Annotated in this window: 23 protein-coding genes; 5 read left to right on the top strand and 18 right to left on the bottom strand. The window is 43.2% G+C overall.

Translation table 11 applies throughout. The annotated features are described in order from the left end of the window. Positions 1 to 9: 9 nt before the first annotated feature. Together DW917_RS05680 and DW917_RS05675 are read right to left on the bottom strand one after the other, a co-directional pair. A complete protein-coding gene (locus DW917_RS05680; RefSeq protein WP_118117079.1) occupies positions 10 to 864 on the bottom strand; it encodes a GSCFA domain-containing protein in 855 nt (284 codons plus the stop codon). Between the two features lie 5 nt (positions 865 to 869). Then, positions 870 to 3,365 carry a YfhO family protein gene (locus tag DW917_RS05675; RefSeq protein WP_118117078.1) on the bottom strand — a complete coding sequence of 832 codons (2,496 nt, stop codon included), beginning with the start codon at positions 3,363 to 3,365 and terminating at the stop codon, positions 870 to 872. A 309-nt stretch (positions 3,366 to 3,674) separates the two neighbouring features. Here DW917_RS05675 and DW917_RS05670 point away from each other — a divergent pair, with 309 nt between their 5' ends. From DW917_RS05670 to DW917_RS05660, 3 genes are all read left to right on the top strand, one after another. Further along, the gene (locus DW917_RS05670; RefSeq protein ID WP_118117097.1) at positions 3,675 to 4,355 is read left to right on the top strand and encodes a porin family protein; all 681 of its coding nucleotides are present in this window, start codon (positions 3,675 to 3,677) and stop codon (positions 4,353 to 4,355) included. An 81-nt stretch (positions 4,356 to 4,436) separates the two neighbouring features. Further along, on the top strand, positions 4,437 to 5,135 hold the full coding sequence (locus DW917_RS05665; RefSeq protein ID WP_118117077.1) for a 5'-methylthioadenosine/adenosylhomocysteine nucleosidase: 699 nt from the start codon (positions 4,437 to 4,439) through the stop codon (positions 5,133 to 5,135). Between the two features lie 24 nt (positions 5,136 to 5,159). Then, the gene (locus DW917_RS05660) at positions 5,160 to 5,645 is read left to right on the top strand and encodes an S-ribosylhomocysteine lyase (RefSeq protein ID WP_118117096.1); all 486 of its coding nucleotides are present in this window, start codon (positions 5,160 to 5,162) and stop codon (positions 5,643 to 5,645) included. Positions 5,646 to 5,720: 75 nt separating this feature from the next. Here DW917_RS05660 and DW917_RS05655 read toward each other — a convergent pair whose 3' ends face one another. Beyond that, on the bottom strand, positions 5,721 to 6,683 hold the full coding sequence (locus tag DW917_RS05655; RefSeq protein ID WP_118117076.1) for a transporter: 963 nt from the start codon (positions 6,681 to 6,683) through the stop codon (positions 5,721 to 5,723). Positions 6,684 to 6,846: 163 nt separating this feature from the next. Continuing rightward, the gene (gene typA, locus DW917_RS05650) at positions 6,847 to 8,649 is read right to left on the bottom strand and encodes a translational GTPase TypA (protein WP_118117075.1); all 1,803 of its coding nucleotides are present in this window, start codon (positions 8,647 to 8,649) and stop codon (positions 6,847 to 6,849) included. 181 nt (positions 8,650 to 8,830) lie between these two features. On the opposite strand from typA, the gene rpsO reads away from it, so the two are divergent. Beyond that, positions 8,831 to 9,100 carry a 30S ribosomal protein S15 gene (gene rpsO, locus DW917_RS05645; protein ID WP_118117074.1) on the top strand — a complete coding sequence of 90 codons (270 nt, stop codon included), beginning with the start codon at positions 8,831 to 8,833 and terminating at the stop codon, positions 9,098 to 9,100. 353 nt (positions 9,101 to 9,453) lie between these two features. Beyond that, positions 9,454 to 11,019: an ATP-binding protein gene (locus tag DW917_RS05640; RefSeq protein ID WP_118117073.1), complete on the top strand. Its 1,566-nt coding sequence runs from the start codon at positions 9,454 to 9,456 to the stop codon at positions 11,017 to 11,019. A gap of 83 nt (positions 11,020 to 11,102) precedes the next feature. On the opposite strand, the gene DW917_RS05635 is transcribed toward DW917_RS05640, so the two are convergent. The 14 genes from DW917_RS05635 to DW917_RS05570 form a co-directional block, all read right to left on the bottom strand. Further along, entirely contained in the window at positions 11,103 to 11,351 is a 249-nt protein-coding gene (locus DW917_RS05635) for a hypothetical protein (protein WP_118117072.1), read from the bottom strand. Between the two features lie 215 nt (positions 11,352 to 11,566). Next, complete coding sequence (locus DW917_RS05630; protein WP_147344120.1) at positions 11,567 to 12,232, bottom strand: hypothetical protein; 666 nt, start codon at positions 12,230 to 12,232, stop codon at positions 11,567 to 11,569. A gap of 20 nt (positions 12,233 to 12,252) precedes the next feature. After that, the gene (locus tag DW917_RS05625) at positions 12,253 to 13,209 is read right to left on the bottom strand and encodes a hypothetical protein (protein ID WP_118117070.1); all 957 of its coding nucleotides are present in this window, start codon (positions 13,207 to 13,209) and stop codon (positions 12,253 to 12,255) included. Between the two features lie 137 nt (positions 13,210 to 13,346). Then, on the bottom strand, positions 13,347 to 13,913 hold the full coding sequence (locus DW917_RS05620) for a UpxY family transcription antiterminator (RefSeq protein WP_147344119.1): 567 nt from the start codon (positions 13,911 to 13,913) through the stop codon (positions 13,347 to 13,349). 861 nt (positions 13,914 to 14,774) lie between these two features. Then, a complete protein-coding gene (gene folK / locus DW917_RS05615) occupies positions 14,775 to 15,212 on the bottom strand; it encodes a 2-amino-4-hydroxy-6-hydroxymethyldihydropteridine diphosphokinase (RefSeq protein WP_118117068.1) in 438 nt (145 codons plus the stop codon). 9 nt (positions 15,213 to 15,221) lie between these two features. Then, positions 15,222 to 16,406, bottom strand: a complete 1,185-nt coding sequence (gene queA, locus DW917_RS05610) for a tRNA preQ1(34) S-adenosylmethionine ribosyltransferase-isomerase QueA (protein WP_022111658.1) — start codon at positions 16,404 to 16,406, stop codon at positions 15,222 to 15,224. A gap of 27 nt (positions 16,407 to 16,433) precedes the next feature. Further along, positions 16,434 to 17,180, bottom strand: a complete 747-nt coding sequence (gene truB, locus DW917_RS05605; protein ID WP_118117067.1) for a tRNA pseudouridine(55) synthase TruB — start codon at positions 17,178 to 17,180, stop codon at positions 16,434 to 16,436. A 3-nt stretch (positions 17,181 to 17,183) separates the two neighbouring features. Then, positions 17,184 to 17,981, bottom strand: coding sequence for an undecaprenyl-diphosphate phosphatase (locus DW917_RS05600; RefSeq protein ID WP_118117066.1), 798 nt, complete (start codon positions 17,979 to 17,981; stop codon positions 17,184 to 17,186). Between the two features lie 3 nt (positions 17,982 to 17,984). Continuing rightward, positions 17,985 to 18,212 carry a DUF3098 domain-containing protein gene (locus tag DW917_RS05595; RefSeq protein WP_022111661.1) on the bottom strand — a complete coding sequence of 76 codons (228 nt, stop codon included), beginning with the start codon at positions 18,210 to 18,212 and terminating at the stop codon, positions 17,985 to 17,987. Positions 18,213 to 18,238: 26 nt separating this feature from the next. After that, positions 18,239 to 19,117 carry an ABC transporter permease gene (locus DW917_RS05590; RefSeq protein WP_022111662.1) on the bottom strand — a complete coding sequence of 293 codons (879 nt, stop codon included), beginning with the start codon at positions 19,115 to 19,117 and terminating at the stop codon, positions 18,239 to 18,241. Between the two features lie 304 nt (positions 19,118 to 19,421). Continuing rightward, positions 19,422 to 20,204: an acyl-ACP--UDP-N-acetylglucosamine O-acyltransferase gene (gene lpxA, locus DW917_RS05585; protein ID WP_118117065.1), complete on the bottom strand. Its 783-nt coding sequence runs from the start codon at positions 20,202 to 20,204 to the stop codon at positions 19,422 to 19,424. A 26-nt stretch (positions 20,205 to 20,230) separates the two neighbouring features. After that, positions 20,231 to 21,625, bottom strand: coding sequence for an efflux transporter outer membrane subunit (locus tag DW917_RS05580; protein ID WP_118117064.1), 1,395 nt, complete (start codon positions 21,623 to 21,625; stop codon positions 20,231 to 20,233). 27 nt (positions 21,626 to 21,652) lie between these two features. Further along, on the bottom strand, positions 21,653 to 24,916 hold the full coding sequence (locus tag DW917_RS05575; protein ID WP_118117063.1) for an efflux RND transporter permease subunit: 3,264 nt from the start codon (positions 24,914 to 24,916) through the stop codon (positions 21,653 to 21,655). Between the two features lie 33 nt (positions 24,917 to 24,949). Next, positions 24,950 to 26,161 (bottom strand): efflux RND transporter periplasmic adaptor subunit, encoded by a 1,212-nt coding sequence (locus DW917_RS05570; protein WP_118117062.1) that lies wholly within the window; start codon positions 26,159 to 26,161, stop codon positions 24,950 to 24,952. Between the last annotated feature and the right edge of the window lie 202 nt (positions 26,162 to 26,363).

Raw genomic sequence — 26,363 nt, 5'->3', positions numbered from 1 at the left:
ATAATCATGTCATTTCCCCAACTGGTACTTTTCCATGAATTTCCGTTCTTTTTCCTGTGCATTGGCAAGAAACTTCTTGTATTCCTCACTCTCTGGATTGAAAGGTCGGTGTCCAAGGGCTTCACGGATAGGTTTCCATTCCTCTAAAAAGTCCTCGGCAGTCTTGCCAAAGTAAGCCATTTGGAACTTCTGCCAGATATATTCCACGGCAAGTTCGCTCGGATGAAGCATATCTTCCTTGTAAAAGCGATAATCTCTCAGTTCGTCACAGAGAATTTCATAGGCAGGGAAATAGCGCACCACTTCTGGAAAGCGCTGGCAAAGTATATCTGCCGCTAAAAGAAGCGTGGCCTTGGATAGTTGACTGCCATGGAATCCATATTTCTGGTAACGGATAGGACTCACCGTCACGATGATGTGCCTGACTCCTTGACCGAGCAATGCCAAAACCGCCTTGGAAAGTTCTACCACGCATTCACCCACACTCATTTTTTTTTCTTCAAACAGGCGTTGCGGACGCTTCTGGCAGTTATCCACCACTTCACCCGTTTCTTTCAGGATATATACATGATTGGTTCCGAGCGTAAAGACAGCCACATCCACTTTTCGGTCTTGGTTCTGATATTCAGTACCAGCCTTCAAACCTGCGGTACAAGGTTCCCCCTTGAGATACCGGTCCACAGAGTGATATACGCTCGTAGGATTATACATGACTCCGTATGGATTGACCATGGCACGGAAGCGATTCTCGACAAAACGATTGCCGAGATGATCCGCAAAACAACTGCCCACGAAAAGCAGTCTGTCAGAAGGCTGTATCTCAAAGTCTGCCTTTTCTATGTTCACTTCCGTTCTAAAGTCCATATTGCTTATTTTTCTGTTACTTTATTTTTCTTCCATTCAAAGAATAAACCTGCGAGCAAGAGAATCAACAGTACACCGTAGCCTACATAAGCAATGGTCTCTGTTGTCTTCAGGGATGTAGGGTGGAAATCAAGTACCACCTTGTGAGTTCCCGGTTTTACATTCAGGGCACGCAAGATATAATCCACTCTGCCCAATTCTGCAGGCTGTCCGTCTATCGTAGCCGTCCAACCAGGATAATATATTTCAGAGAACACAATGACACCACCCTTGTTGGAAGTAACCTCATAAGTCAGATTATTTGGCTTATATTGAGTCATCTTCACAATAGAAGTATCATCCTGAGGCACACTTTCACCGAGCTGCTGCTTGAACTTCGCATCAGCTACAGCTTCATGTCGCAAATTGATCTTTCCTACCTTATCAATCTCCTCATTGGCATTTTCTGCATAGCTTACCTTATCAACAAACCAAGCATTGCCATAGGCATAAAGATTCTGCACAGGCACAGTCTGTCCACCCTGCAAAGGCATGATGAAGTACTTCGTGTTGAGCATATTGAGCACAGGGAATATGCTGTCGCCATTCACCTTCGTCATGTCACCACCAGCCTCAGCTACAGCCTTCATCGCCTTCTGCATCTCTGGAGAGATATAAGCTTCTATCATCTCCGCATAACGACGGAGTTTGGCTGGATGATAACCACCAACGCTCTTATGATAATATGAAGTTTCGTTCTCATTGAAGGTATTGGATGCCATATTGAGTACACGATAATCAAGCGACTTGTCTCTGCAGATCATCTTATCGGTCTCAGTCATTTGCTGTGGAGTATCACGCACGCTCTTCTCCACGAACATATCATCATAGAGATAACGCTTGTTGACCATCCACATATCTACCAGACAGAGTACAGCAATACCAGCAATCATAAACTCCTTGCCCAACTTCTTCATCTTATAAAGGAAGAGGAAGGCCGAGCCAATGACGATAACCCAGAAAGAACGCCAACAATCGGAAGTAAAGATACCCTTTCTGATTTCAGTCAGATTGCTGATGATAGGTCCCTGATATTCTGCAGGAAGCTGCTGCAAAGCCTGAAGTTCCTGTGCAGACACGAAATCTGAGAAGAACAGGCCTGGTGCCAAGGCAAAGAGGAGACAGAAACCTGCTGTCAGTCCGAAACTTGCATAAACGAGTTTGGCCTTGGTAGTCAATATTTCCGGTTCATCCACGATCTTCTTGAGTGCCATCATCGCCAACAGAGGAATGGTAAACTCAGCAATCACAAGGATGGAAGCCACCGTCCTGAATTTGGCATACATCGGAACGTAATCCAAGAAGAAATCCGTAAACGGCATGAAGTTTCTACCCCATGAGAGAAGTACACTGAGGATGGTCGCCGCCAACAAAGCCCACTTCATCGGCCCCTTCACAATGAATAAGCCCAAGATGAAGAGCATACAGACGAAAGCGCCTACATATACAGGACCGCTTGTTCCAGGCTGGTTGCCCCAATACTGTCCGAGTTGCTGATAAATCTGTACAAAGTTAGGATCCGCTTTTTCCATTGCCTTCGTGTTCTGTGCCAAAGGAACAGAAGCACCACCCTTTGCATCCGGAATCATGAGCGTCCAAGTCTCGTCAATACCATAACTCCACTGGGTAATATAGTCTCTATCCAAACCGCTATTGGTCTGGTTAGCAGCGTTTTTCTTCACCAGTTCACTCTTTCCACGCATAGACTCCTGACCATACTGCCAAGTATGATACAGGTTGGAAAGATTGAGCGATATACCGATGGCGGCACCCACGATACAAGCTGCAGTAGCCTTACCGAAGCGAGCCATTTCCTTCTTCTTATAGGCATCCCACAAGAATGCGAGAAGCATAAAGAAGATGATAAAGAGGTAATAATAAGTCATCTGCACGTGGTTGGCATTGACTTCAAAGGCTGCAAAGATAGCAGTAACGAGCAATCCCCACAAATATTTACCACGATAAGCCAATACGACACCTGCAATCATAGGAGGCAAATAAGCCAAAGCCATCACTTTCCAGATGTGTCCGGCAGCAATGATGATGAAGAAATAGGACGAAAATGCCCAGATAATAGATCCCAATGCTGCTAATGACTGTCGGAAGTTAAAGGCTCTCAACAGGATATAGAATCCTAAGAGGTATGCAAAAACATACCACACATAGTCAGGCAACCAGAGATGATAGGCATTGACAGCCTGCTGCAAAACAGTGCCACTCTCATAAGATGGTGACATCTGATAAGTTGGCATTCCACCAAAAACTGAGTTTGTCCAACGGGTCACCTCGCCAGTCTGTTGCTGGAAAAGTTCCTTTTCATGTCCCAGTCCCTTGCCTGCTGCAGCATCATGACGGAACAAGATGCGCCCGTCCATGTCGGCTGGCATGAAATAAACAAAGGAGACAACTGCAAATACGATTACTACCAGAATATCCAGTAGATACTTCTTCAAAAATTTCATTATTTCTATAAACGTTTATATTTTGACTGCAAAGATAGTGCAAAATGAAGACAATACAAAATAAAAAAGGTAGTTTTTGCTATTTTTAGTGTTAAAGAAATAACTTAAGAAGCATTCAGACTTGCCTGAAATGGATCTGTAGAAGATGGTATTACCCATTATAATAGGGAATTTCCCTTTTCTTTTAGGGATTCTCTAATTGCAACATGAGAAAAGATACGTATTTTTGCAGCATCAGAAAAAGAGTTTCATATCATACAAAAAGCTCTTTATATATAATAAGGTATAACTAATAAATTGATGAAAAATATGAAAAAGATTACATTTCTCCTGATGGCTCTCTTGCTCATCGCAATGCCATCCTCAGCTCAACACTATACACAGAGCAGATATTACAACAAGCAAACTGGTCATCTCGACTACGGCCGTCACGACAATGATTTCCCTGACTCCTACTTTGGATTCAGGATTGGTCCTTCTTTCTCTTACGTCAATTCGGATGATAGCAGACTGGATGGTGGAAATTGGCAGACGGGTCTCAACGTGGGAGTTGTGGCAGGTGTCGCACTTTCAAATGCCCAGCCACTTTATCTGGAAGGAGGCTTATTCTATACAGAGAAAGGTGGTAAGAAAAATTTGGCTAATGGCAAGAAGATGACCTACGACCTCAACTACATCGAAATTCCACTTGTACTGAAATATAAGTACAATATCGATCCACACTTCTCTCTCCAACCATTTTTTGGAGGATATTTCGCTTCAGGAGTTGGTGGAAAGATCAAGAACTTCGAACAGAGAGAAGCTCAAAACTCATTTAATGACGATAACTTCCGCCGGGTAGATGGAGGACTCCGTCTGGGTTGTGGCATACAATACGATATGTTCTATGCCGACCTTACCTACGATATCGGTCTGGCAAACATCTGTCATGATACCTTCGACACATCTCATAATGGAGGACTGCTACTCAACTTTGGTGTTAACTTCTAAGGTTTTATCAGATATTTTTCGTAACTTTGCAGCCGATTTTAATATCGGCAAATTCTCAATCGGAAAAGTTACAATAAATATATGAAAATAGGAATTATCGTTGCGATGGACAAGGAGTTCACGCAACTCAAGACATTATTGACAGAATCACAGACAGAGCGAAAGAACCACAAGGATTTCGTGATTGGAAAGATTGGCAACAATGAAGTAGTCATGCAACAGTGCGGCATCGGCAAGGTAAACAGTACCATCGGTGCCATAGAAATGATAGACAATTACCATCCAGACCTGGTAATCTCATCCGGTGTTGCTGGTGGAGCAGACATCAACCTCAATGTCACAGAGGTCGTAGTAGCAACAGAATGTGTATATCATGATGCTTATTGCGGCGATGAATGTGAATTTGGACAGATTTTAGGAATGCCAGCCACCTTTAAAACTCCCAAGGAATATGTAGAGAAGGCACTTGCCATCAATCATCTTCCAGACAACACCCATCCTAAGATACATGCAGGACAGATTGTCAGTGGAGAATGGTTTGTAGATAGTAAGGAAAAGATGCGCTCTATCCTGGAGCACTTTCCTCATGCAATGGCTGTCGATATGGAGAGCTGTTCTATTGCACAGACCTGCCATATATACAATACTCCTTTCATCTCCTTCCGCATCATCAGTGATGTACCTCTCAAGGACACCAAGGCGCAGATGTATTTTGATTTCTGGGCTAAGATGGCAGAAGGTTCTTTCAATGTTACCAAAGCATTCTTGGAGAAATTATAAATGAGAAATGACAAATTAGAAATTATGAACAAGATACCAAGTTTTACTATCAATCATAACAAGTTGCTCCGCGGTATATACGTTAGCCGTAAGGACGAAATTGGAAACGAAGTTGTCACTACTTTCGATATCCGCATGAAGGTACCTAATCAGGAGCCTTGTCTCCACAACGGTGCCATCCATACGATCGAGCACCTCGCTGCCACCTATCTCCGCAATGACGAAGAGTGGAAAGACCGCATCGTATATTGGGGTCCGATGGGTTGTCTCACAGGTAATTACCTCCTCGTCAAAGGAGACTTGGAAAGCAAGGACATCGTTGAGTTGATGAAGCGCACCTTCAAGTTTATCGCAGACTTCGAAGGCGAGATTCCTGGACAGGCTGCCAAGGATTGCGGCAACTATCTGCTCCACGACCTGCCTATGGCAAAATACGAGTCCAAGAAATATCTCGAAGAGGTCTTGAACGTTATCAAGGAAGAAAACTTGATTTATCCTACACAGGATTAGAATCAGGAAAAGTCAAAGACTGAAATATAGAAAAAGCATCTTAAGATACATTCACGAGTATCTTAAGATGCTTTTTTACCACTTGAGTTTACCATACTTCTCCTTATACCACAACTGCCAACCATTCACTAAATTCTGCCAAACCACATAGGCACCTGGAGCTACGGCAGCCAACGGATTCAGGAAAGTAAGGGTGAGCCAGATACCCACTATCGTGTTCTTCTGACCTAAAGCCTGTCCTGCACTAATGCTCGCATCAAAATGGCGTCCTACCGCCTTACCGATGGCAAACTGGATCAGACAGACGAAAAGCGGAACAATCAGAAGCAGAACAAGAATCCAACCGGATACCATAGCATGAAGGATATTACGCACCGTCTCGCCCATCAGAATCGTCAGATTGAAGCACCACATATAAAATCCCAAATCTTTTATGCTCTTTACTTTATCCACAAACTTCGGCAAGAACCTGCGACTCAATAGGGCTAAAAGTAATGGCACCACCAAAACTGTAGTCACATTCCTAAACACCATCAAACTCATATAAAGAAAGGATACATCAGCACCTTTTTCTACCATCGGGAAAAGAGAAGGGATGATAACCATCGTGAAAATATTGGCTATCACCGTATAGGTAGTAAGCGAGCCGATAGAGCCGCCCAATTTTTCTGTTACCACAGCCACAGCAGCTGCAGTAGGACAAATAAAACAGATGAAAGCACCCTCCAGTATCAGTTTTGTATTATAGTCGTTACCAAACTCAAAGATGAGTACCACCATCATCAAAGCCAAAGAAGTTCTAATCAGTTGCAATATAAAATGCCAGGCTTTAGGCTTCATTTCCTTTATTTCTATCTTACAAAACGTAACATAAAGCAAAGCAAACAATACAACCGGCATCACACTGACCAAATGAGGTCCGACCGCATCACCCAATGGTTCCAAGAAAGGAACGTATGCAAAAATCAAATAACCCACTGCTCCTATGACCAGCGAACAGGGCAAGGAAAACTTCCTGAAAAAATTCCACAACTTCATAATTACGTGATTTTGAGTCCTATTGAATAAACCATTTGACTGCAAGTCCAAACAGAGTAGAAATTCAAGTGCAAAAGTACAATAACTCAAATCCTCTCCATATCGGAAACATCCGATAGGAGAGGATTTCTCTTTTCATTTATATCCTTAAAGCTATACTTTATTAGTCTTTATTGCTACGCTTACGCTCCAAGTGATCAAGGATTACCTTGCGCATACGCATGCTCTTAGGAGTTACCTCTACGTACTCGTCCTCACGGATATACTCCAAGCACTCCTCAAGACTCATTACGGTCTTTGGAATCACACGAGCCTTATCGTCTGAACCAGAAGCACGGACGTTGGTCAACTGTTTTGCCTTAGTCACATTGACGACAAGGTCGTTTTCGTGAACATGCTCACCAACTACCTCACCGGCATAAACCTCCTCACCTGGGTCGATGAAGAACTTACCACGATCCTGAAGCTTATCAATAGCATAAGCATAAGCAGTACCAGTTTCAAGTGCAATCATACTACCATTAGAACGGCGGTTGATTTCACCCTTGAATGGCTGATACTCCTTGAAACGGTGAGCCATGATGGCCTCACCCTGAGAAGCAGTCAGCACATTGGTACGAAGACCGATGATACCGCGAGAAGGAATATCAAACTCGATATCCACACGCTCACCCATGTTCAACATAGAAGTCATATCACCCTTACGACGGGTTACCATATCAATCATCTTAGAAGCGAACTCCTCTGGTACATTGATAGTCAACTCCTCTACAGGCTCGCACTTCACTCCGTCAATCTCCTTGTAGATAACCTGAGGCTGACCTACCTGAAGTTCATAACCCTCACGGCGCATGGTTTCCACGAGCACAGAGAGATGAAGCACACCACGACCGCTGACAATCCACTTATCAGTAGAATCCTCGAATGGCTGAACACGAAGAGCAAGATTCTTCTCCAACTCCTTATTCAAACGCTCCTGGATATGGCGGGAAGTACAGTACTTACCCTCCTTACCGAAGAATGGAGAATCGTTGATGGTGAAGAGCATACTCATGGTTGGCTCATCAACAGCGATTGGAGGAAGTGGCTCTGGATTCTCATAATCACAGATGGTATCACCAATCTCAAACTTCTCCAAACCGATAACTGCACAGATATCACCAGAATCTACATGATCAGTCTTCTTGTGACCCATACCCTCGAATGTATGAAGTTCCTTGATCTTGGTCTTCTCCTGTGTACCATCACGATGACAGATTGTCACATTCATGGCATCCTTCAGAGTACCACGATGAACACGACCTACAGCGATACGGCCTGTATAAGAACTGTAGTCAAGAGAAGTAATAAGGAGCTGAGGAGTACCCTCCAACTGCTTAGGAGCAGGGATAACCTCTACGATCTTGTCGAGCAAATAGTCGATATTGTCTGTAGGATTGTTGTAATCCTCTCCCATCCAACCATTCTTGGCAGAACCATATACTACAGGGAAATCAAGCTGATCCTCAGTAGCATCAAGGTCGCACATGAGATCGAATACCATCTCATAAACTTCCTCAGGACGGCAGTTAGGCTTATCCACCTTATTAACAACAACGATAGGCTTCAGACCGAGCTGCAAAGCTTTCTGCAACACGAAACGGGTCTGAGGCATAGGGCCCTCGAAAGCGTCAACAAGCAAGAGACAACCGTCTGCCATATTGAGTACGCGCTCCACCTCACCACCGAAGTCGGAGTGTCCAGGAGTATCGAGGATATTGATTTTAACACCTTTCCAATTGATAGATACATTCTTTGAAAGAATGGTTATACCACGCTCACGCTCCAAATCATTGGAATCGAGCACTTCGCCGCTATTATCCTGGCCGTCACGGAACAGCTTTCCGGCGAGCATCATCTTGTCCACCAAGGTAGTCTTACCATGGTCAACGTGTGCAATAACTGCAATGTTTCTAATGTCTTGCATTTCCTTTACCTTAAATACTTAATGAATTTGGGTGCAAAATTACAAAAAATATCGGAAAAATTTGCAAGTTTCACAGAAAAGTTGTAACTTTGCAGCGCATTTTTAGAGAAACCGCCGCGAGGAAGGGTCCTGAATGCATTAGAAACAATTAAAGTAACATTTATTATTAAGTAACACAGCTATGTATTTAGACAAAGCAAAAAAAGAAGAGATCTTTAGCAAGTACGGAAAGTCTAACTCTGATACTGGTTCAGCTGAGAGCCAGATAGCATTGTTCTCATACCGTATTGCTCATTTGACGGAACATGTAAAGAAGAACCGTAAAGATTATACTACAACACGTTCTCTGACACAGCTTGTAGGAAAGCGTCGCGCATTGCTCGATTACTTGTACGACCGCGATATCAATCGCTACCGTGCCATCATCAAGGCCCTCGGTCTTCGTAAGTAATCTGAAAGCAATTTGCTTTAAGACATTGAATCCCATCATTCTCATTGAGAGTGATGGGATTTTTTAATTTAGAAAAGTGCAAACTATGCAAACGGCTATATATAATAAGGAAAAGTCAACAACATGTTGCCCAAATTATAGCTATCCGTTTGGGCACTCGTTGACCATCACGTGAGCAACGGTTGCCCGTCTCTTGTTCACCAGTTCCCCATCACGTGATCCCCGAGGGACCACGTGAAGAGCATGGCTGGTATCGGAACCACAAAATTTTTCTAAAAAACTTCATTATTCTTCTTATTATCAAGAAAAAGTGCTAACTTTGCAAACAGCTATATATAATAAGGAGAATCAGTATGATTGCACAAAGACTGCCAGAAGGAGTTACCTCTTTTAGAGAAATCAGAACAGGCAACTACAAATACGTTGACAAAACCGATCTCGTTTGGCAAATTGCCAATGGAAGGAAGTTCAATTATCTAAGCCGTCCTAGACGGTTTGGCAAGTCTATTCTTGTCGATACATTGCAATGTTACTTTGAGGGAAACAAGGAACTTTTCGATGGTCTAAAGATTATGCAATGGGAAAAAGACTGGATAAAATATCCTGTCATTCGATTCGACATGAGCATTGCAGGTAACACTGCAGAAGAAATCAAGTCTTATTTTGACTATGCCTTCAGCAATTACGAAGAGCAATACCATATCACCTCTACGAAAAAATCTTCTCTATCAGTCAGATTTACCGAAATATTAAAAGTCGTACATCAGTCCACAGGACAACCTGCTGCTGTTTTGGTAGATGAATATGATGCTCCTCTCCAACACTCTTGGAAAACTCCTTATCATAAAGAATGCACAGAGGTTTATCGCCAAGTCTTTGCTGTACTAAAGTCGTCAAGTACTGACGAGAGATTCGTGTTTATTACAGGCATCACTAAATTCACGCAAATATCTTTGTTCTCAGTACTCAACAACTTGACAAACCTCAGTGTCTTACCAGAATATGTGGCAGTATGCGGCATCACCCAACAAGAAATTATCGAATACTTCCATGAAGAGTTGGTTGAATTGGGGGAAAAGAACAAATGGGATAAGGTTACAACATTACAGAAGCTTAAGGGTTATTACGATGGTTATCATTTCAGTGGTGAAAACATGACAGACATCTTTAACCCATATAGTCTAATATGTGCCTTAGCTCAAAAGAGAATCAAGAATTTCTGGGTAGCTTCTGGTGCAACCACCCTATTATCTAAGTTTGTTGACAATATCGAATTGCGAATCAAGAATTTCGAGAAATGCTACATTGACAGAGACATTTTAGAAACATCAGATGTTACAGGAGGTGGAGCAGAACTTTTCCTTTACCAATCTGGATATCTGACTATAAAAGCCGAAGATGAGTGGAGCTACACATTAGGATTTCCAAATTACGAAGTGAGAAAAGCCCTATATTCGATGGCACTTCCTGCTCTTACCGCTCGTTCACAGATGGACATTCAAACCATGCAAATCTCATTCTACAGAGACATGAACCTCGGAAATATTCAAGGAGCAATGGATGCTCTGAAGCAACTAATAGCTGACGTGCCATATAGCAACAAAAAGTTAGCCAGCATGGATATGGAAGAGCGTTATCGTTTGATTATAACTTCCATCATGTATGCCGTAGGATTACGTCCGCAAGTGGAAAAGATGATTAGTACTGGCAGAATCGACATTGTGGTTGAAGCCAACAACTACATCTATGTGATAGAGTTAAAACTCAGAAACAATGGAGGTTTAACTGCTGCCAAGCAACAAATCATCAACAATAATTATACTGCCCCATTCCAAGCAGAGAACAAAAAAGTTGTTGCTCTCGCTATAGAACTAGATGAAATGGGTAAAGGCTTGATTGATTGGAGCGAAGTGGAATAATAACACAAAATTTCCCCTATAAAGGAAAGATTTCATAGAAAAGCTTCCTTTATAGGGGAAATTCTTATTAAAAATCATCATCGTCATCCATTCATGCCCTTGGCTTCCAAGAAATCCCTTGCCTTGGATTCCTGTCCATATGCAGCCCTCATTAAAAACCAAACCGCCTCTTCTACACATGCGGCAGACGAAGCGTTCGAAGCATAATCGGGGGTCACCCTATTATGTATTTTACAGGGAGACACAGCGGCAATCCGATTGCCATTTTCAGGAGCAGAAGCTCCTATTTCTTGCCCTTTAAACAAAGCGGCAGTGTGACTTAATTCTTTCAAATATTAAGTTTTATAAATAAATTCGCTTGCAAATATAACATAAATATCTGACAACGCAAAATATTTTCTAACCTTTTTAATTTTTAACTATAATAAATATAAGAATAAAACAACGATACATTTCCGTAACCCTACCATATACGATAGTATAAAAGGATTAAAAAGAAACGTATCACCTGTGAAAAATTTATTAGTATTTATGCTAAATCATAGCCTTAATAACCAAGTTTCATATTTTTGATTAGCTGACTTGAAGACACATCGCCAGGGTCAACAGGAAGAGTATCCTCAAAAGAATTTTGAATACCCTCCATCTCTTGTTGCTTAGCAGGAGTCAAGGTTCCATCAGTAGTTTCTACACATATAGTGGTTCCAAAGTGAATGACAGGCTTTTGTTCCTCACCCGTCCAGGAAGCAAAACAATCATCCTTAAATTCCTTTACAGCATCAGCAACCTTCATGCCGATTTTCATTGTTTTACCATTCTCACACTTGACCGTAATCTTATCGGAGAAAATACGGATAGTAATTATTTGGTCACTATCAGCATAGCCTTCTGCAGCTGCTACCAATTCTTCACCATTGTACAAAGAATAGGTTTTCAACTGGGTATCTGGGTTTGTAGAGACAACGAAATTGGTATAAAGGTTCTCATATGCTTTTGGAAGTTTGGATAACTTACCATTCAATTGAACCACTCCATAACCCGTTTCTGTAAAGACACACTCCGGCATATCTTTAGCTGCTTCGGATGCCTCTTTAATCGTATCAGAAGTTTCCACTCCATCCACTTCCTTTGGGGAAGTCTTCTTTGGATTACCACACGAAGCCAATACGATTGACAAAACCATTGTTGGCAATAATAGATATTGTTTAACCATAATGCAATAATAAATTACTTTTACTTTGTTGAATTAACCCCTATAGAAGAGCTTTTAATCGTTAGTTGCAGAGACATGCCTCTGTTCTTGGCAGGAATAACACCTGATATGTTTGGATCGTAACCAAACGACAAACATTGTCCTTCCGTTGTCATGAAATAAACTTCATCCGTAGGTATCTTACTATCAGGGAACAAACATTTGACAACCTTTCCAAACAAGCCATCATACATTTTCATGACATAATCGGCAGCAACCTTTGCCTTCTGATTGTCCGTATTGGTTGTCAGTCTGAGATAAGGTAAACCTTCTCCCATATCATCCTCTTCTTCATGAAGTTCAACCGATGCCTTTTGCTCTGAATCATATGTCACCTCCATGCTTACACGTGCTACATAAAGGAAATGTTCAGAAAGAATTGGTACTGTTACCAAAACACTATTTCCATCTGGGCTTGGCGATACGAAATATGTGAGATTCGTATAAACGCCATTAGTTCGTCTAACACCCTCACCTTTCGTCACATTTGGTCCCGGAACATTTTCTTCCCGTTCGGTATCAAAATAGACATAACGTGGAAACGTAAATCGAGAAGGATTCGCATTCAGATCAACATCAATCACTTTACAGAAATCTGATTTCACCCAAGCCAACTTAGCATTAGCCTTATCAGGATTTCCTGCATAAGCTTGTGCGGTAACTCCGACTTGATACCATCCATTCTGTGGTTCCAATTGATTAGGATTAACTGGCAAGACAGCATCTTTCAAAGGATGATAAGCAGACACTCTTGCCCCAGTACGAGAGTTTGGTCGATAAAGACTCGCTTCCGTATCTGCATAATAGATTTTGCAGTATGTATCGAAAGAGCCATCGTCAGATTCCCATTGCATCAGTTTTCCTCCATTTACACTTGGAGTACGACGCAGATTTACATTGTCCTGAGTAACAATAACAAAACGCTTAAAATCCGGCACTTTCACAGATATCCTATTTGTCTGAGCTGATAAACTTACATTAGTAAACATCAGCAAGGAGAATATCACTCCAAAATTTTGAATAACTTTATTCATAATCCTATCATTTTAAATTTAAAACACATACCTGATTTTATTTAGAGCACCTCCAACATACCTTTAGGAATATAAGCAGTGAAGATGATGCCGACACCGCTGATGACGATGCCGACTCGCGATTGACCCTTAATATGACACACACGGCCACACATACCCGCGAACTTTCCACCAATCACTTTCACTTGCTGATCCTTAGTGAAATGCATCTTATCATCGGCTATAAAGAGCTTATTATCATCACGGATAGCATACCATTGCTGGAAAGCAGCCATCTGTTCATCAGGGATTACTAATGGCTTGATGCCTTTAGTCCCAATGGCATTCCCTGAATTATCCTTATGAGGCACATAATAATGATGCAGAAAATCTACAGGATGCTTTCCTATATATTTTTTCATCTCATTTTCAGTGCTTTTTACAAACAAGAAGTTGGGTATTAAGGATTGCATCTTCTTCACTCTCTTTCCGTCTCGCACAAAGCAATGTTCCTGCAAAGGTAAGAAAGTCTCTATTCCTTTAGCTTCTAAAAACTCTTGCGCCTTTTGTTCTTGTCCATAAGCAGCTCGCATCAAGAACCAAACCATCGCTTCACTATTAATACTCACAGTTATTATCTTTTATTACTTACACAAAAAAACTAACCGCCTTTTCTGCATATATATGCAGAAAAGGCGGTCCATATAGAAATTACACACTGAAGTGTAGAGAGATTAGCACTTTGCTTTACAACATAGTTGGGGGTCACCCCATTTTGTAGCCAACAGGGAGACGTAGCAACAGAAGGTATGCCACATAGAGGAGATTTTTCTCCTACGTTTTGTCCTTTAATCAAAGTGACCATTTACTTTTATTCAAAAAGTGGTGTATCCATGCAGAATGCACATGTTTAAGTTTCATCTAACATTATCAACATAGAATACATCTGCAAATGTATAATAAAAAAACGAGACCTCCAAATTTTTTCTAAAAAAAATAAAGAGATAATAAGAAATTTTTAAAAATGTAATACGAAGAGTAATGCCATTTTATAGGGTGAACCCTTTTGGGCAGGGTTCACCTTTTGGGATCATAGGTGAACCCTATACTTATCATATATATATAGACAGCGCGTAATAAAGAATATAAAGAAATGATAATCAGGTAGTTATATTACCCTTATTTATACCTTATTTCCCTATAAAAGTAGGAAAATACCTTCACTATCTACTTAGGGTTCACCAAGGGATTACCTTTTTTTGAAAAAATGTATTACAAAAAACTGAGAGAATAAGAAACTCAAAAAACAAATGACTTATTTGATGATCTCAAATGACTTGTTTACCCATCTCAAATGACTTGTTTACCCATCTCAAATGACTTGTTTACCTATCTCAAATGACTTGTTTACCTATCTCAAATGACTTTTTTCAACTTTATCGTGACATTAAATGACATTAAACGACATTAAACGACATTGCCGAAAAAATTTATCCTATCTTTGCATCGTCATTCAGTGGAAGCTGCAAGATTTCCTTCAAAGGGATCATGACAAACTCTCGCTCCTCCATCAAAGGATGGGGAATAACGAGATCTGGTTCATTCACTTTTAAATCATCATATATCAATATGTCAATATCAATAATACGATCATGGTATTCACCATCCACAGACTTACCTACCCTGCCCATCTCGCACTCTATCTTCTGCGTAGCCTCAAGAAGTTGGCGAGGAGCCAATATGGTATCCACCAGTACACAGGCATTGATAAAATCATTGGGAGAGGAAAAACCCCAAGGCTTGGTTTCATAAAGAGCTGACTGGCGCTCTACCACACCAACCAGCTCTTCTATCTTTTCAATAGCCTCACGAATATTGCGCTTTCTATTGCCCAAATTCGTACCTAAGCTCAAATATACTTTGTGCATGATATAGGCTTAATCGTTCAAAATCAAAAGGGAGTCGCCGAAGCAGCCGAACATATATCCATTCTTCACTGCCTTCTTGTAGCAACTATAGACGAGGTCATAACCACCAAAAGCAGCTGTGCTCATCATGAGCGGTGACTCTGGATGATAGAAATTGGCAACCATACAGTCTGCGAGACCGAAATCGTAAGGAGGGAAAATGAACTTATTGGTCCAACCATCGAACTCCTTCAACATACCGTCAGTACCGACAGCAGACTCAGTAGCCTTGACCACACTGGTACCGATAGCACATACATGGTGACCAGCCAACTTGGTCTGATTGACAAGATCACAGCACTCCTTGCCGATAATCATCTGCTCAGAATCCATCTTGTGCTTGGTGAGGTCCTCCACCTCAATCTCATGGAAGTTACCCAAACCACAATGCAAGGTAATGAAAGCTGGCTGAATGCCACAAATCTCCAGTTTCTTCATCAACTCACGTGAGAAGTGAAGACCAGTAGCAGGTGCAGTAACAGCACCTTCCTTCTCGGCAAATACACACTGGAAGTCATCCATATCTTCCTCGGTAGCATGGTGGTTCTCGCGTTTGTCAATAATATAGCGTGGCAATGGAGCCTCACCCAGAGCAAACAAAGAACGCTTGAATACATCGTGCTGACCATCCTCATCATAAAGGAAACGAAGGGTACGGCCACGGCTGGTAGTATTGTCGATTACCTCGGCTACCATCTCGTTCACATCGTCAAAGAACAACTTGTTGCCGATACGAATCTTGCGGGCTGGTTCTACCAATACATCCCAGAGACGCATTTCCTGGTTCAACTCGCGAAGCAGGAACACCTCTATCTTGGCATCAGTCTTCTCCTTGGTACCATAGAGACGAGCAGGGAAAACTTTCGTATCATTGAAGATAAAGGTATCACCCTCATCGAAATAGTTGACGATGTCCTTAAACTGCAAGAATACAGGATTGCCCTCAGCATCGACCATGTCATTGCCTTCGGCATCCTTCTTGTACATTTCGATCTTCTCTGACTTTTTGTGAAGAACCATCAGACGAGATTCATCACGACGAGTCACTTCGAAAGTACGCTCACCGTTAGCTGTTTTTACGACACGCTTTGCCTTATGTGGATAGAGTGCAACCTGTGCCTCTGGCAATTTAAAATTGAATTGTGATAGTTTCATGTTATATATTTTTCTCCTTTCTGATTATTACTTATGATTCTTTTTATGAGAAGCCGGTTGATTGTTGTCTAGGATACTATCCTCCAACTCCTGTGCATCAAGCCATTCCTGGAAACGGTCGAAGTCTATACAGTTCTCTACCGAGAAACTTCCTGCCTTGGTACGACGAAGAGCTGTCAGGAAAGCACCACTATCGAGGGCTCTACCGATATCACGGGCCAGCGAACGGATATAAGTACCCTTGCCGCAGACAACACGGATGCTTGCAGTTTTCTGCTCATCATCATAGTCGGTCAACTCTATCTCATCCACCCTAACAGTCTTTGGCTTCAACTGAACCTCTTCACCTGCACGTCGCAAGGCATAAGAGCGGTCACCATTCACCTTTACCGCACTATAGGTAGGTGGAACCTGCTGTATTTCACCGACAAACTGCTTCAAGACTTCCTCTACCCGTTCTCGGTTGATATGCTTAGTAGGATAAGTATGATTTACAGAATGCTCCATGTCATAACTTGCCGTAGTGGCACCAAGTTGGAGCGTAGCCGTATATTCCTTGGTATGAGTCTGCAACTGCTCTATCTGCTTGGTACATTTACCTGTACAAAGCACCAGGACACCAGTAGCAAGGGGGTCAAGCGTACCAGCATGTCCTATCTTTACCTTGAAGCCAAGTTTCTTGCTGAGCAGATAGCGTACATGCGCCAAAGCTCCGAAGCTCGACATCCGATAAGGCTTGTCGATAGCTATAATTTCTCCTTTTCTGAAATCCATATATTACATTAATGAACAGATAATGGTAACTGCACCGGCGATAGCACAATAGATACCGAAATACACCAGTTTACCCTTCTTTACGATGTTGATCATCCACTTACAAGCCAGACAACCAGATACAAATGCTGCTATAAAACCTACAAGCATAGGGAAGGCATCAATACCGCCCAATGCCTCTTCGCCCTTCAGCCCCTTCAACAGGTCGAGCAATGCCTCACCCAAGATAGGAGGAATCACCATCAAGAATGAAAACTGTGCCATCTTCTCCTTCTTATCGCCGAGCAAAAGACCCGTAGCAATGGTAGTACCAGAGCGTGACAGACCAGGCAAAACAGCAAGTGCCTGTCCAAGACCAATGATGAAAGCATGCAGAGGGCTGATATTTTCCTTCTGACGTGGTTTTGCAAAGTAAGAGAACGTAAGGAGGATAGCTGTCACGATGAGCATGCAGCCAACGATGAGCAGACCTGAGCCAAAGACTTCTTCTACCTGATCCTTGAAAAATACACCTACGATACCAACAGGAATCATAGAGATAACGATATTAAGGGCATACTTTGTCTCCTCATTCATCTGAAACTTGAAGAGTCCTTTCAATATCCAGTCGATTTCTTTCCATAGAATGACCAATGTACTCAACACAGTAGCCACATGCACCATAATTGTAAAAGTCAGGTTATCCTCTCCATTGATGCCGAAGAGATGTGCACCGATAGCCAGATGACCACTACTGCTCACTGGCAGATATTCGGTAAGACCTTGGATAAGACCCAAGACCAAAGCTTCAATCCAATTCATTTGTTATTTATCTTTTGGTTTACGAATGACTGCATAAATGATAGACAGAAAACCTATCAGTGTAACTGTAGGAGCTACCACTATACGACGAGTACTAAAGATGTCCATATCGAAAGTATTCTCATTAGAGCCTGCACCGCTCATCAGGAGAAAACCTAAGATGACAATAGCCATACCGATGGCCAACAAGATAAAGTTGACCTTATCAAATGCCAAATTTCTTCTATCCATGAATATATAATAGTTTAATGTTGAATTTAAATCTTATAAAGATCGCCAGCCTTCATCTTCAGGAACTTGTTGACAGAGATGCTTGCACACAATGAAGTGATAATGATTCCGAAGAGGAATACCGCTCCACCTGTGATGGCAAGTTCTTCCCAACCGAGAACGGTCAGCAATTCTGGTTCGTTCAGATACCAAGCATAGATACATCCTCCTAAGAATGCATCAGCTAAGAATGCAGATAACAGACCTATCAAAATTGCTCTGCGAATAAAAGGAGCACGAATAAAATTCCATGAAGCACCTACTAACTTCATTGTATGTATCGAGAAGCGACGTGCATAGATACCTAATCTTACCGTATTGTTGATCAACGAGAAAGAGATGAATGTCAACAACACAGCAACAATCAGCAAACCTAAACTTATCTTAGCCAAAGATTCATTTACTTTTTCTATCAAATCATGCTGATAAGAAACCTCGGTAACTCTCGGATACGCCTTCAATTCCTTGGAAATCCATTTCAGGGAATCATTATTTGCATAATCGGCCTTGGTTGTGATTTCTATAGAAGGCTGGAATGGGTTTACACCTGCAAACTCGCTTGGATTTGCACCCAAATCGCGGGTAGCCTCCTTCAGAGCGCGTTCCTTGGAGATATAATTCAAGTTGTTCACAAAAGGACGAGCCTTTAAGGTTTTGCACATCTGAACAGCTTCTGAATTAGTCATATCCTGTTCAAACATCACCGTTACTACAAGATTCTGCTTGACATACGACGACAAGTTTCGACCCATGAGGACCGAAAAGATGACAAAACCCAACAAAACGAGTACCATAGAGGTACTTATACATAAAGTGACCATCTGCAATCCACGATGATTGCTTGGCTTATATTGTTTCTTTCTCATTTTACAAAAGGGTATAATACACCAAATTTTGTGCAAAGTAACAAAAAAATAAGGACATAAACGAACCTTTAACAGTTATTAATAAGTATTTTTGGGAAACATCAATGAATTTCACGTAAATTCACAGTGTTTCAGTCCGGAGGATGAAGAAACATACCAAACAGGGAAAAGGACCGACCTCACGGCCAGTCCTTTCTACATACGGAGTAAAATTCAAATAGGTATGACTTTAAATTTTACCGATTTTAAGTAGAGCTTCGTCATGAAAACAAAGCTCATCTATTACATTTAAGAGAGAATAAACTTACATCTTGGTGATAACACCCTTCTCAGAACTCTCCAGGAACTGGATAATATTCTGAATCTCCGGACCATCTGGCACCTGATCCTTGATCTGGTTGATGGCATCAAAGAGGGATGTCTGACCATGGAATACCAATCGGTAGGCATTCGCAATATGCTTGCGAACCTTCTCGGTAACTTCAGCAGCCTCCATGATGATGGTGTTAGGGCCTGCATATTTCACAGGTTTTCCACCAGCAATGATATAAGGAGGAATATCCTTAGAGAAGGTAGTACCTGCCTGAATCATTGCCAAATCGCCTACTCGGGTCTTGGCATTCTCTACTACAGATGTTGAGTAGATGACACCGTTACCAATCACGCAGTCGCCTGCAATCTTGGTACCATAACCGAATACGCAACCGTTGCCGATTACGGTATCGTGAGAGATATGGGCACCTTCCATCAGGAAGTTGTTGTTGCCCAGAACGGTCTTGCCACCCTTGTGAGTACCACGGTTGATAACCACGTTCTCACGGATGGTATTGTTGTCGCCAATCACTACCTCACTTTCCTCACCGGTAAAGTTGAAATCCTGTGGGAGGGCAGCGATAACGGCTGCCTGGAATACCTTATTATTATTACCCATGCGAGTACCGTTCATGATACTCACAAATGGATAGATGGTACAGTTGTCGCCGATGACCACATCGTCCTCAATATAGGCGAATGGATAGATCTTGCAGTTGTCTCCAATCTTAGCTTTTGGAGAAACCTCTGCTTTTGGACTTATTATACTAGCCATAATAATCTAACATTTAACATTTAACATTACTTAGCACCTCCACCCAATGCATAGTAGAGATTTACTACTGCCTGCATCTTGTAGAAGTCATCAGCTACCTTAGAAAGTTGTACGTTGAGCAGCGAAGACTGTGCCTGGATTACCTCAAGGTAAGAACCACCAGCCTCTGACATCAACTTACGTGTGTCCTCTACATTCTGCTCAAGTACGGTGATACGCTTTGCCTCCACCTTACTCTTCTCATCAGAATAGTTGTAGAGCACGAGGGCATTGCTTACTTCGCTACCAGCCTTCAGTACGGCATCCTGCCAAGTATTGTAAGCCTGTTCATACTGCATCTTAGCCACTTTCAATCCTGCGATGATTCTACCATTCTGGAAGATAGGTTGAACCAATGAGCCAACTGCAGAAAGCAACCACTTACCTGGATTCACGATGCCCATACCACCAGAGTTGGTGAATGCACCTGTACCAGAGATGGTGATAGATGGATAGAACTTGCTGCGGGCAGTCTCTACGCCATAGAAGCACTGAGCTAAGTTCATCTCGGCTGCATGAACATCAGCACGGTTGTTGAGCAACTGGATGCCTACACCGGTAGAGAATGTTGCAGGAAGGCTCTGATTCTCCAGCTTGCCACGGGCAATGGAATGAGCCTGGTCGCCAATAAGAAGGCTCAAGGAATTCTCAGTTTCACGAATCTGACGCATCAGGTCGGTCTTCTGAGTCAACACAGCATAGTAATTACTCTCGGCAGCCTGAACAGAAGTACCACGATAACCAATCTTGGTATCCTTCAATACCTTCATCGTCTCCCAAGTATCCTTGGTCAAACCTTCCATATTATTAACTAACTCCACCTGCTTATCGAGCATCAACAAGGTATAATACATGTTGGCGATGTTGGCGATGAGGTTGGTCTTTACAGATACCTGATAATCCTTCAATTGAAGAAGAGCCATCTGAGCACTGCGCTTCTGAGAGAGCAGGTTGCCGAAGAGGTCAACCATCCAACTGGCTGTAACAGGCAAGCTGTAAGTCTTGGTAGCAGCGTTGCCATCCCAAGAAGCGATAGTTCCCTGTGGAGAGAAAGACAAGGCAGGCACGAAGGCCAACTTGGCACACTTCAACTGCTCTTCTGCCATCTTCACGTTCAAAGCCGCATTGAGCAGGTTGACATTGTTGTTCAATCCCTTCTCAATGATTGACTGGAGCTGAGGGTCGGTGAAGACACTGCGCCAAGGGATGTTGGCGAAGGTAGTAGTGTCCTTTACAGCCAAAGTATCTGTATCAGAAGCTACATCGCGAACGATACCGCTGGTCTTCACATCCGGACGTTCATACTTTCCGTAGAGAGTCTTGCAGCTGCTCAGAGAGAGCGCTGCGAGACCCAATATGATGATATTTAAATTCTTTTTCATTGTTTCCTTTGAAGTTACATTGCGTTATTACTTCTTCTCGATACCCTTCATTTCGTGAGCGGCGTTGGCATACTGCTCCAATTCGGCAGCTACTTCCTCGTTCATCTCGTCCTCGAACTTCATTGGGGTCAACTTCTCCTGCAACCACTGGAAGACTGCGAAGAGAGCAGGAACCACGAAGATCTGACAGATAGTACCAATCAACATACCACCTACTGCGGCAGCACCCAGGGTCTGGTTACCATTCTTACCTACACCTGATGCGAACATCAGAGGCAACAGACCGATAACCATCGCCAGAGAGGTCATCAGGATAGGACGGAGACGGGCACCGGCACCCAGGATAGCTGAGTACTTGATAGCCATACCCGTACGACGACGCTCGAGGGCGAACTGTACGATAAGGATGGCATTCTTAGCCAACAGACCGATCAACATAATCAACGAAATCTGCATGTAGATATCGTTAGAGTGACCGAAGAGGTTGGTGAAGATGAACGCACCTGCCAAACCGAATGGGATAGACAATACTACAGACAATGGCAAGATGTAACTCTCGTACTGGGCACTCAAGATGAGGTAAACGAATACGATACAGAGTGCGAAGATCAAACCTGTAGAGTTGCTGGACTCAGCCTCAGAACGGGTCAAACCTGAGTACTCATAGCCGTAGCCTTCTGGCAATGTCTCCTTGGCAACCTCAGCAATCGCCTTCATACCGTCACCGGTAGAGTAACCGCTGTTAGGCGTTACAGATACATCCATAGAGGTAAACAGGTTGAATCGTGTGATGTTAGACGGACCATAAACCTTCTTCAAGTTCACGAACTCGCTTACTGGAGACATGGTACCATCTGCACAACGTACATAAATCTTGCTCAGATCGTCTGGACGCATACGACTCTCAGGACCAGCCTGAATCATCACACGGTAGAGCTTACCGTAGGCATTGAAGTTAGATGCGTAGAGACCACCGAGATAACCCTGCATTACAGACAATACTGTTGATGGAGAGATACCAGCCTGCTTGGTCTTGGCAACATCTACATCCACCATATACTGAGGATAGTTAGGGTTGTACTGAGTCTGAGCGGTCTGAATCTCAGGGCGCTTGTTCAACTCAGACAGGAACTTCTTCACATTATCATAGAACTTGTTCAAGTCACCACCAGTCTTATCCTGCATAGTCATGGTGATACCATTCTGTACAGAGAAACCGGAAATCATAGGTGGAGCGAAGGCAAGAACCTGTGCATCCTTGATGGCAGCAGTCTGCTTGTAGATCATACCCAAAACAGAAGTATATTCCATAGGGTTGACAAACAATGCCTCAATACCGCCACCTGTACAAGCCTCCTTGATACGGTGGAAGAATCCACCCGGACGCTCCTCGAATGGCTTCAGCTTTACGATGATGGTACCCTGGTTAGAACCGGCACCACCGATAAAGCTATAACCCATGATGGCGTTACGGGTTGCGATGGCTGGGTTGTTGGCCAACATCTTATCTACCTGCTTAACCACCTCGGAAGTACGTTCCTGAGAAGTACCTGGAGCTGTAGAGATACAAGCGAAGATAGTACCGGTATCCTCATCAGGCACCAGACCCGTCTTGGTAGTACCCATCAGGGCAACCAAGCCTACGATACTGACAGCCACGAGGCTACCAGCGATGACACCGTGGTTGATAACCCACTTGACACCACCCTTATACTTATTGGTAATCTTATCAAACTGATAGTTGAATCCAGCGTGGAATCGGTCGATGAAAGACATCTTCTTCTCGTGACCCTCCTCGTGAGGCTTCAGCAATACGGCACAAAGTGCAGGAGACAAGGTCAACGCATTGATAGCCGAAATAACGATAGATACAGCCATGGTTACACCGAACTCACGGTAGAAGTAACCGGAAGTACCACCGATGAATGATACAGGAACGAACACGGCAGACATCACCAATGTAATAGAGATAATGGCGCTGGAAATTTCGTTCATCGCATCGATAGCTGCTGTCAAAGCACTCTTGTAACCCTGATCGAGCTTGGCGTGAACCGCCTCGACCACCACGATGGCATCATCGACCACAATCGCAATCGCCAGCAGAAGGGCGGACAGCGTAAGCAGGTTGATGGAGAATCCGAAGATCCAGAGAAAGAGGAACGTACCGATCAAAGCCACAGGCACGGCAATCATAGGAATCAGCGTAGAACGGAAGTCCTGCAAGAAGATATACACTACGATGAACACCAGTACCAGGGTGATGATCAAGGTGAAGATAACCTCCTCGATAGATGCGAACAAGAACTCGGTAACATCCATCAGGATGACATTCTTCAACCCTGGAGGATAACTCTTCTCCAGTTCATCAAGCGATTTCTTTACGTCGCTGGCAATCTGGGTAGCGTTGGAACCGGCAATCTGCTGAACCATACCCAGCACGGCAGGCTGACCATCATTGAGCAGGTTTACGTTATACTGCAAACCACCCAACTCAATCTTGGCAACTTCGCCCAGACGGAGAGTCTGACCGGAAGTATTGCTCTTGATAAGGATGTTCTCATACTCCATTGGAGTCTTCAAACGACCCTTGTAGCGCAAGGTATATTCATACTGCATATCAGAGCTTTCACCAAAGCTACCAGGGGCAGCCTCGATATTCTGCTCTGCCAAAGCCTGAGAAACATCAGAAGGAACCAGTCCGAACTCCTTCATCTTCTCTGGCTTCAACCAGATACGCATAGAGTAGTTACGGGTAGAAGGGCTCTGCACATCACCCACACCATTGATACGCTTCAACTGAGGAATGACGTTGATCAGGGCGTAGTTGGTAACAAACTGGTCGTCGTAACGGCCATCGTCTGTGGTCAGAGCAAACATGATAACGTTGGAACTCTGACGTTTGGTAACGGTGACACCCACCTTGGTAACCTCAGCAGGCAACAGAGACTGTGCCTGAGACACACGGTTCTGTACATTCACCGCAGCCATATCAGGGTCAGACCCCTGCTTGAAGTAAACGGTGATTTCCATACCAGAGCTAGACGCAGAAGAGGTCATGTAAGTCATGTTCTCCACACCGTTGATACTTTCCTCCAGCGGAGCAACGACTGAGTTCAACACCGTCTGGGCATCTGCACCCGTATAGGTAGCATGTACCTCGATGGTAGGCGGCGCGATATTCGGATACTGCTCGATAGGCAGCGATACCAAGCCGATAATACCCAGCAAGACGAAGAAGATGGAAACCACCGTCGAAAGTACCGGGCGTTTTATAAAGTTTGTAAATGACATAATTTACTATTTTTCTTTATACCTTATTATATATTACTTCTTTCCGCCCATAGCAGTAGCGAAGGCATGAGCGTTATCCTGAGACTCAGCCAACTTGGCAGCCTCAGCAATCTTCTGATTGTAGCGCTCCAGAGTGATAGGCTTGATCTGCTGACCATCGGTCAACTTGGTAATACCCTTCAAAACAATACGATCGCCTACATGAAGACCTGCAGTTACGATATAGTTCTTGCCATCATCCTGTGGATTTACCTTGATCTCAGAATACTTCACCTTGTTATCCTTGGTTACGATGTAAACGAAGATCTTATCCTGAACCTGAGAGCAAGCCTCCTGAGGGATAACGATAGCGCTGTTATGATCGTTAGGAACCACGATAGAACCTGCACCACCACTCTTCAGCAACTTCTCTGGGTTAGCGAAGTGAGCGATGAGAGAGATAGAACCGGAAGTAGCATCGATGACACCACTCATCTTAACCACCTTACCCGGGTGATTATAGATAGAACCGTCTGCCAACTGCAGCTTAACAGCTGGGAACGCAGCAATGGCTGCCTGAACACTACCACTGGTCTTAGACATGCTCAAGATCTGAGACTCAGAGAGTGAGAAGAACACCTCCATAGTGCTGATATTGGAAACGGTAGTCAAAGCCTGGCCAGAAGCGCTAACCAAAGCACCCACCTTGAAAGGAAGGCTACCTACAACACCTGCAGAAGGGCTGGTAACGGTACACCAAGCCAACTGCTCGCGAGCTGAAGCCAGAGCAGCCTCTGCCTGAGCTACCTGAGCCTTAGCGGTTGCATAGCTATTGGCAGCAGTAGAAAGTTCATATTCACCGATAATCTTGCTATCATACAACTTCTTGTTGTTCTGGTAAGTCAATTTAGCTGTGTTAGCCTGTGCCTTAGCAGTATTGACTGCGGCAGCAGCTGAACGAACTGCAGCCTGATAAGTCTCGCTATCAATAGAGAACAAAGCCTGACCTGCAGATACTGTCTGACCCTCATGTACAAAAACCTTTGTAATGAAGCCAGAAACCTTAGGACGCACCTCTACATCCTGAATACCCTTGATGGTAGCAGGATAGGTAGTCTGCAATGCTGCACTGGAAGTACCGATAGTAGCCACAGCGAACTCATCGTCGCCGAAGTTAGGCAGACCGCCCTTCTTACTTCCACCACATGACGTCAACGCAGCAAGAACACAAACTGCTGCAACGAACAAAACGTTTTTAATTTTCATACCTATTTATATTATTATAATGATTATTACCTTTAAATATAAAAAGCAAGGCTCACATGCCTCACTACCTCCGCCAAAACATCCTGAATGACGTAGTCTTTTTGGGAAACTCTAAGATTCCTTTAAGTTTTGACTGTGCAAAATTACTAATAATATGGCAAACTTGTCACTTACCACCTATCTTTTTAACAAAAATTATTCA

Source organism: Prevotella sp. AM42-24 (assembly GCF_003461825.1).
GTDB lineage: Bacteria > Bacteroidota > Bacteroidia > Bacteroidales > Bacteroidaceae > Prevotella > Prevotella hominis.
The sequence above is the reverse complement of the archived record's forward strand: the minus strand, read 5'-3'. Positions and strand labels throughout refer to the sequence as shown.

What these genes read in the sequence shown, in the direction of transcription:
- DW917_RS05680 (WP_118117079.1), bottom strand. Translation starts at nt 864, where the DNA reads ATGGACTTTAGAACGGAAGTGAACATAGAAAAGGCAGACTTTGAGATA.
- DW917_RS05675 (WP_118117078.1), bottom strand. Translation starts at nt 3,365, where the DNA reads ATGAAATTTTTGAAGAAGTATCTACTGGATATTCTGGTAGTAATCGTA.
- DW917_RS05670 (WP_118117097.1), top strand. Translation starts at nt 3,675, where the DNA reads ATGAAAAAGATTACATTTCTCCTGATGGCTCTCTTGCTCATCGCAATG.
- DW917_RS05665 (WP_118117077.1), top strand. Translation starts at nt 4,437, where the DNA reads ATGAAAATAGGAATTATCGTTGCGATGGACAAGGAGTTCACGCAACTC.
- DW917_RS05660 (WP_118117096.1), top strand. Translation starts at nt 5,160, where the DNA reads ATGAACAAGATACCAAGTTTTACTATCAATCATAACAAGTTGCTCCGC.
- DW917_RS05655 (WP_118117076.1), bottom strand. Translation starts at nt 6,683, where the DNA reads ATGAAGTTGTGGAATTTTTTCAGGAAGTTTTCCTTGCCCTGTTCGCTG.
- typA (WP_118117075.1), bottom strand. Translation starts at nt 8,649, where the DNA reads ATGCAAGACATTAGAAACATTGCAGTTATTGCACACGTTGACCATGGT.
- rpsO (WP_118117074.1), top strand. Translation starts at nt 8,831, where the DNA reads ATGTATTTAGACAAAGCAAAAAAAGAAGAGATCTTTAGCAAGTACGGA.
- DW917_RS05640 (WP_118117073.1), top strand. Translation starts at nt 9,454, where the DNA reads ATGATTGCACAAAGACTGCCAGAAGGAGTTACCTCTTTTAGAGAAATC.
- DW917_RS05630 (WP_147344120.1), bottom strand. Translation starts at nt 12,232, where the DNA reads ATGGTTAAACAATATCTATTATTGCCAACAATGGTTTTGTCAATCGTA.
- folK (WP_118117068.1), bottom strand. Translation starts at nt 15,212, where the DNA reads ATGCACAAAGTATATTTGAGCTTAGGTACGAATTTGGGCAATAGAAAG.
- queA (WP_022111658.1), bottom strand. Translation starts at nt 16,406, where the DNA reads ATGAAACTATCACAATTCAATTTTAAATTGCCAGAGGCACAGGTTGCA.
- truB (WP_118117067.1), bottom strand. Translation starts at nt 17,180, where the DNA reads ATGGATTTCAGAAAAGGAGAAATTATAGCTATCGACAAGCCTTATCGG.
- DW917_RS05600 (WP_118117066.1), bottom strand. Translation starts at nt 17,981, where the DNA reads ATGAATTGGATTGAAGCTTTGGTCTTGGGTCTTATCCAAGGTCTTACC.
- DW917_RS05595 (WP_022111661.1), bottom strand. Translation starts at nt 18,212, where the DNA reads ATGGATAGAAGAAATTTGGCATTTGATAAGGTCAACTTTATCTTGTTG.
- DW917_RS05590 (WP_022111662.1), bottom strand. Translation starts at nt 19,117, where the DNA reads ATGAGAAAGAAACAATATAAGCCAAGCAATCATCGTGGATTGCAGATG.
- lpxA (WP_118117065.1), bottom strand. Translation starts at nt 20,204, where the DNA reads ATGGCTAGTATAATAAGTCCAAAAGCAGAGGTTTCTCCAAAAGCTAAG.
- DW917_RS05580 (WP_118117064.1), bottom strand. Translation starts at nt 21,625, where the DNA reads ATGAAAAAGAATTTAAATATCATCATATTGGGTCTCGCAGCGCTCTCT.
- DW917_RS05575 (WP_118117063.1), bottom strand. Translation starts at nt 24,916, where the DNA reads ATGTCATTTACAAACTTTATAAAACGCCCGGTACTTTCGACGGTGGTT.
- DW917_RS05570 (WP_118117062.1), bottom strand. Translation starts at nt 26,161, where the DNA reads ATGAAAATTAAAAACGTTTTGTTCGTTGCAGCAGTTTGTGTTCTTGCT.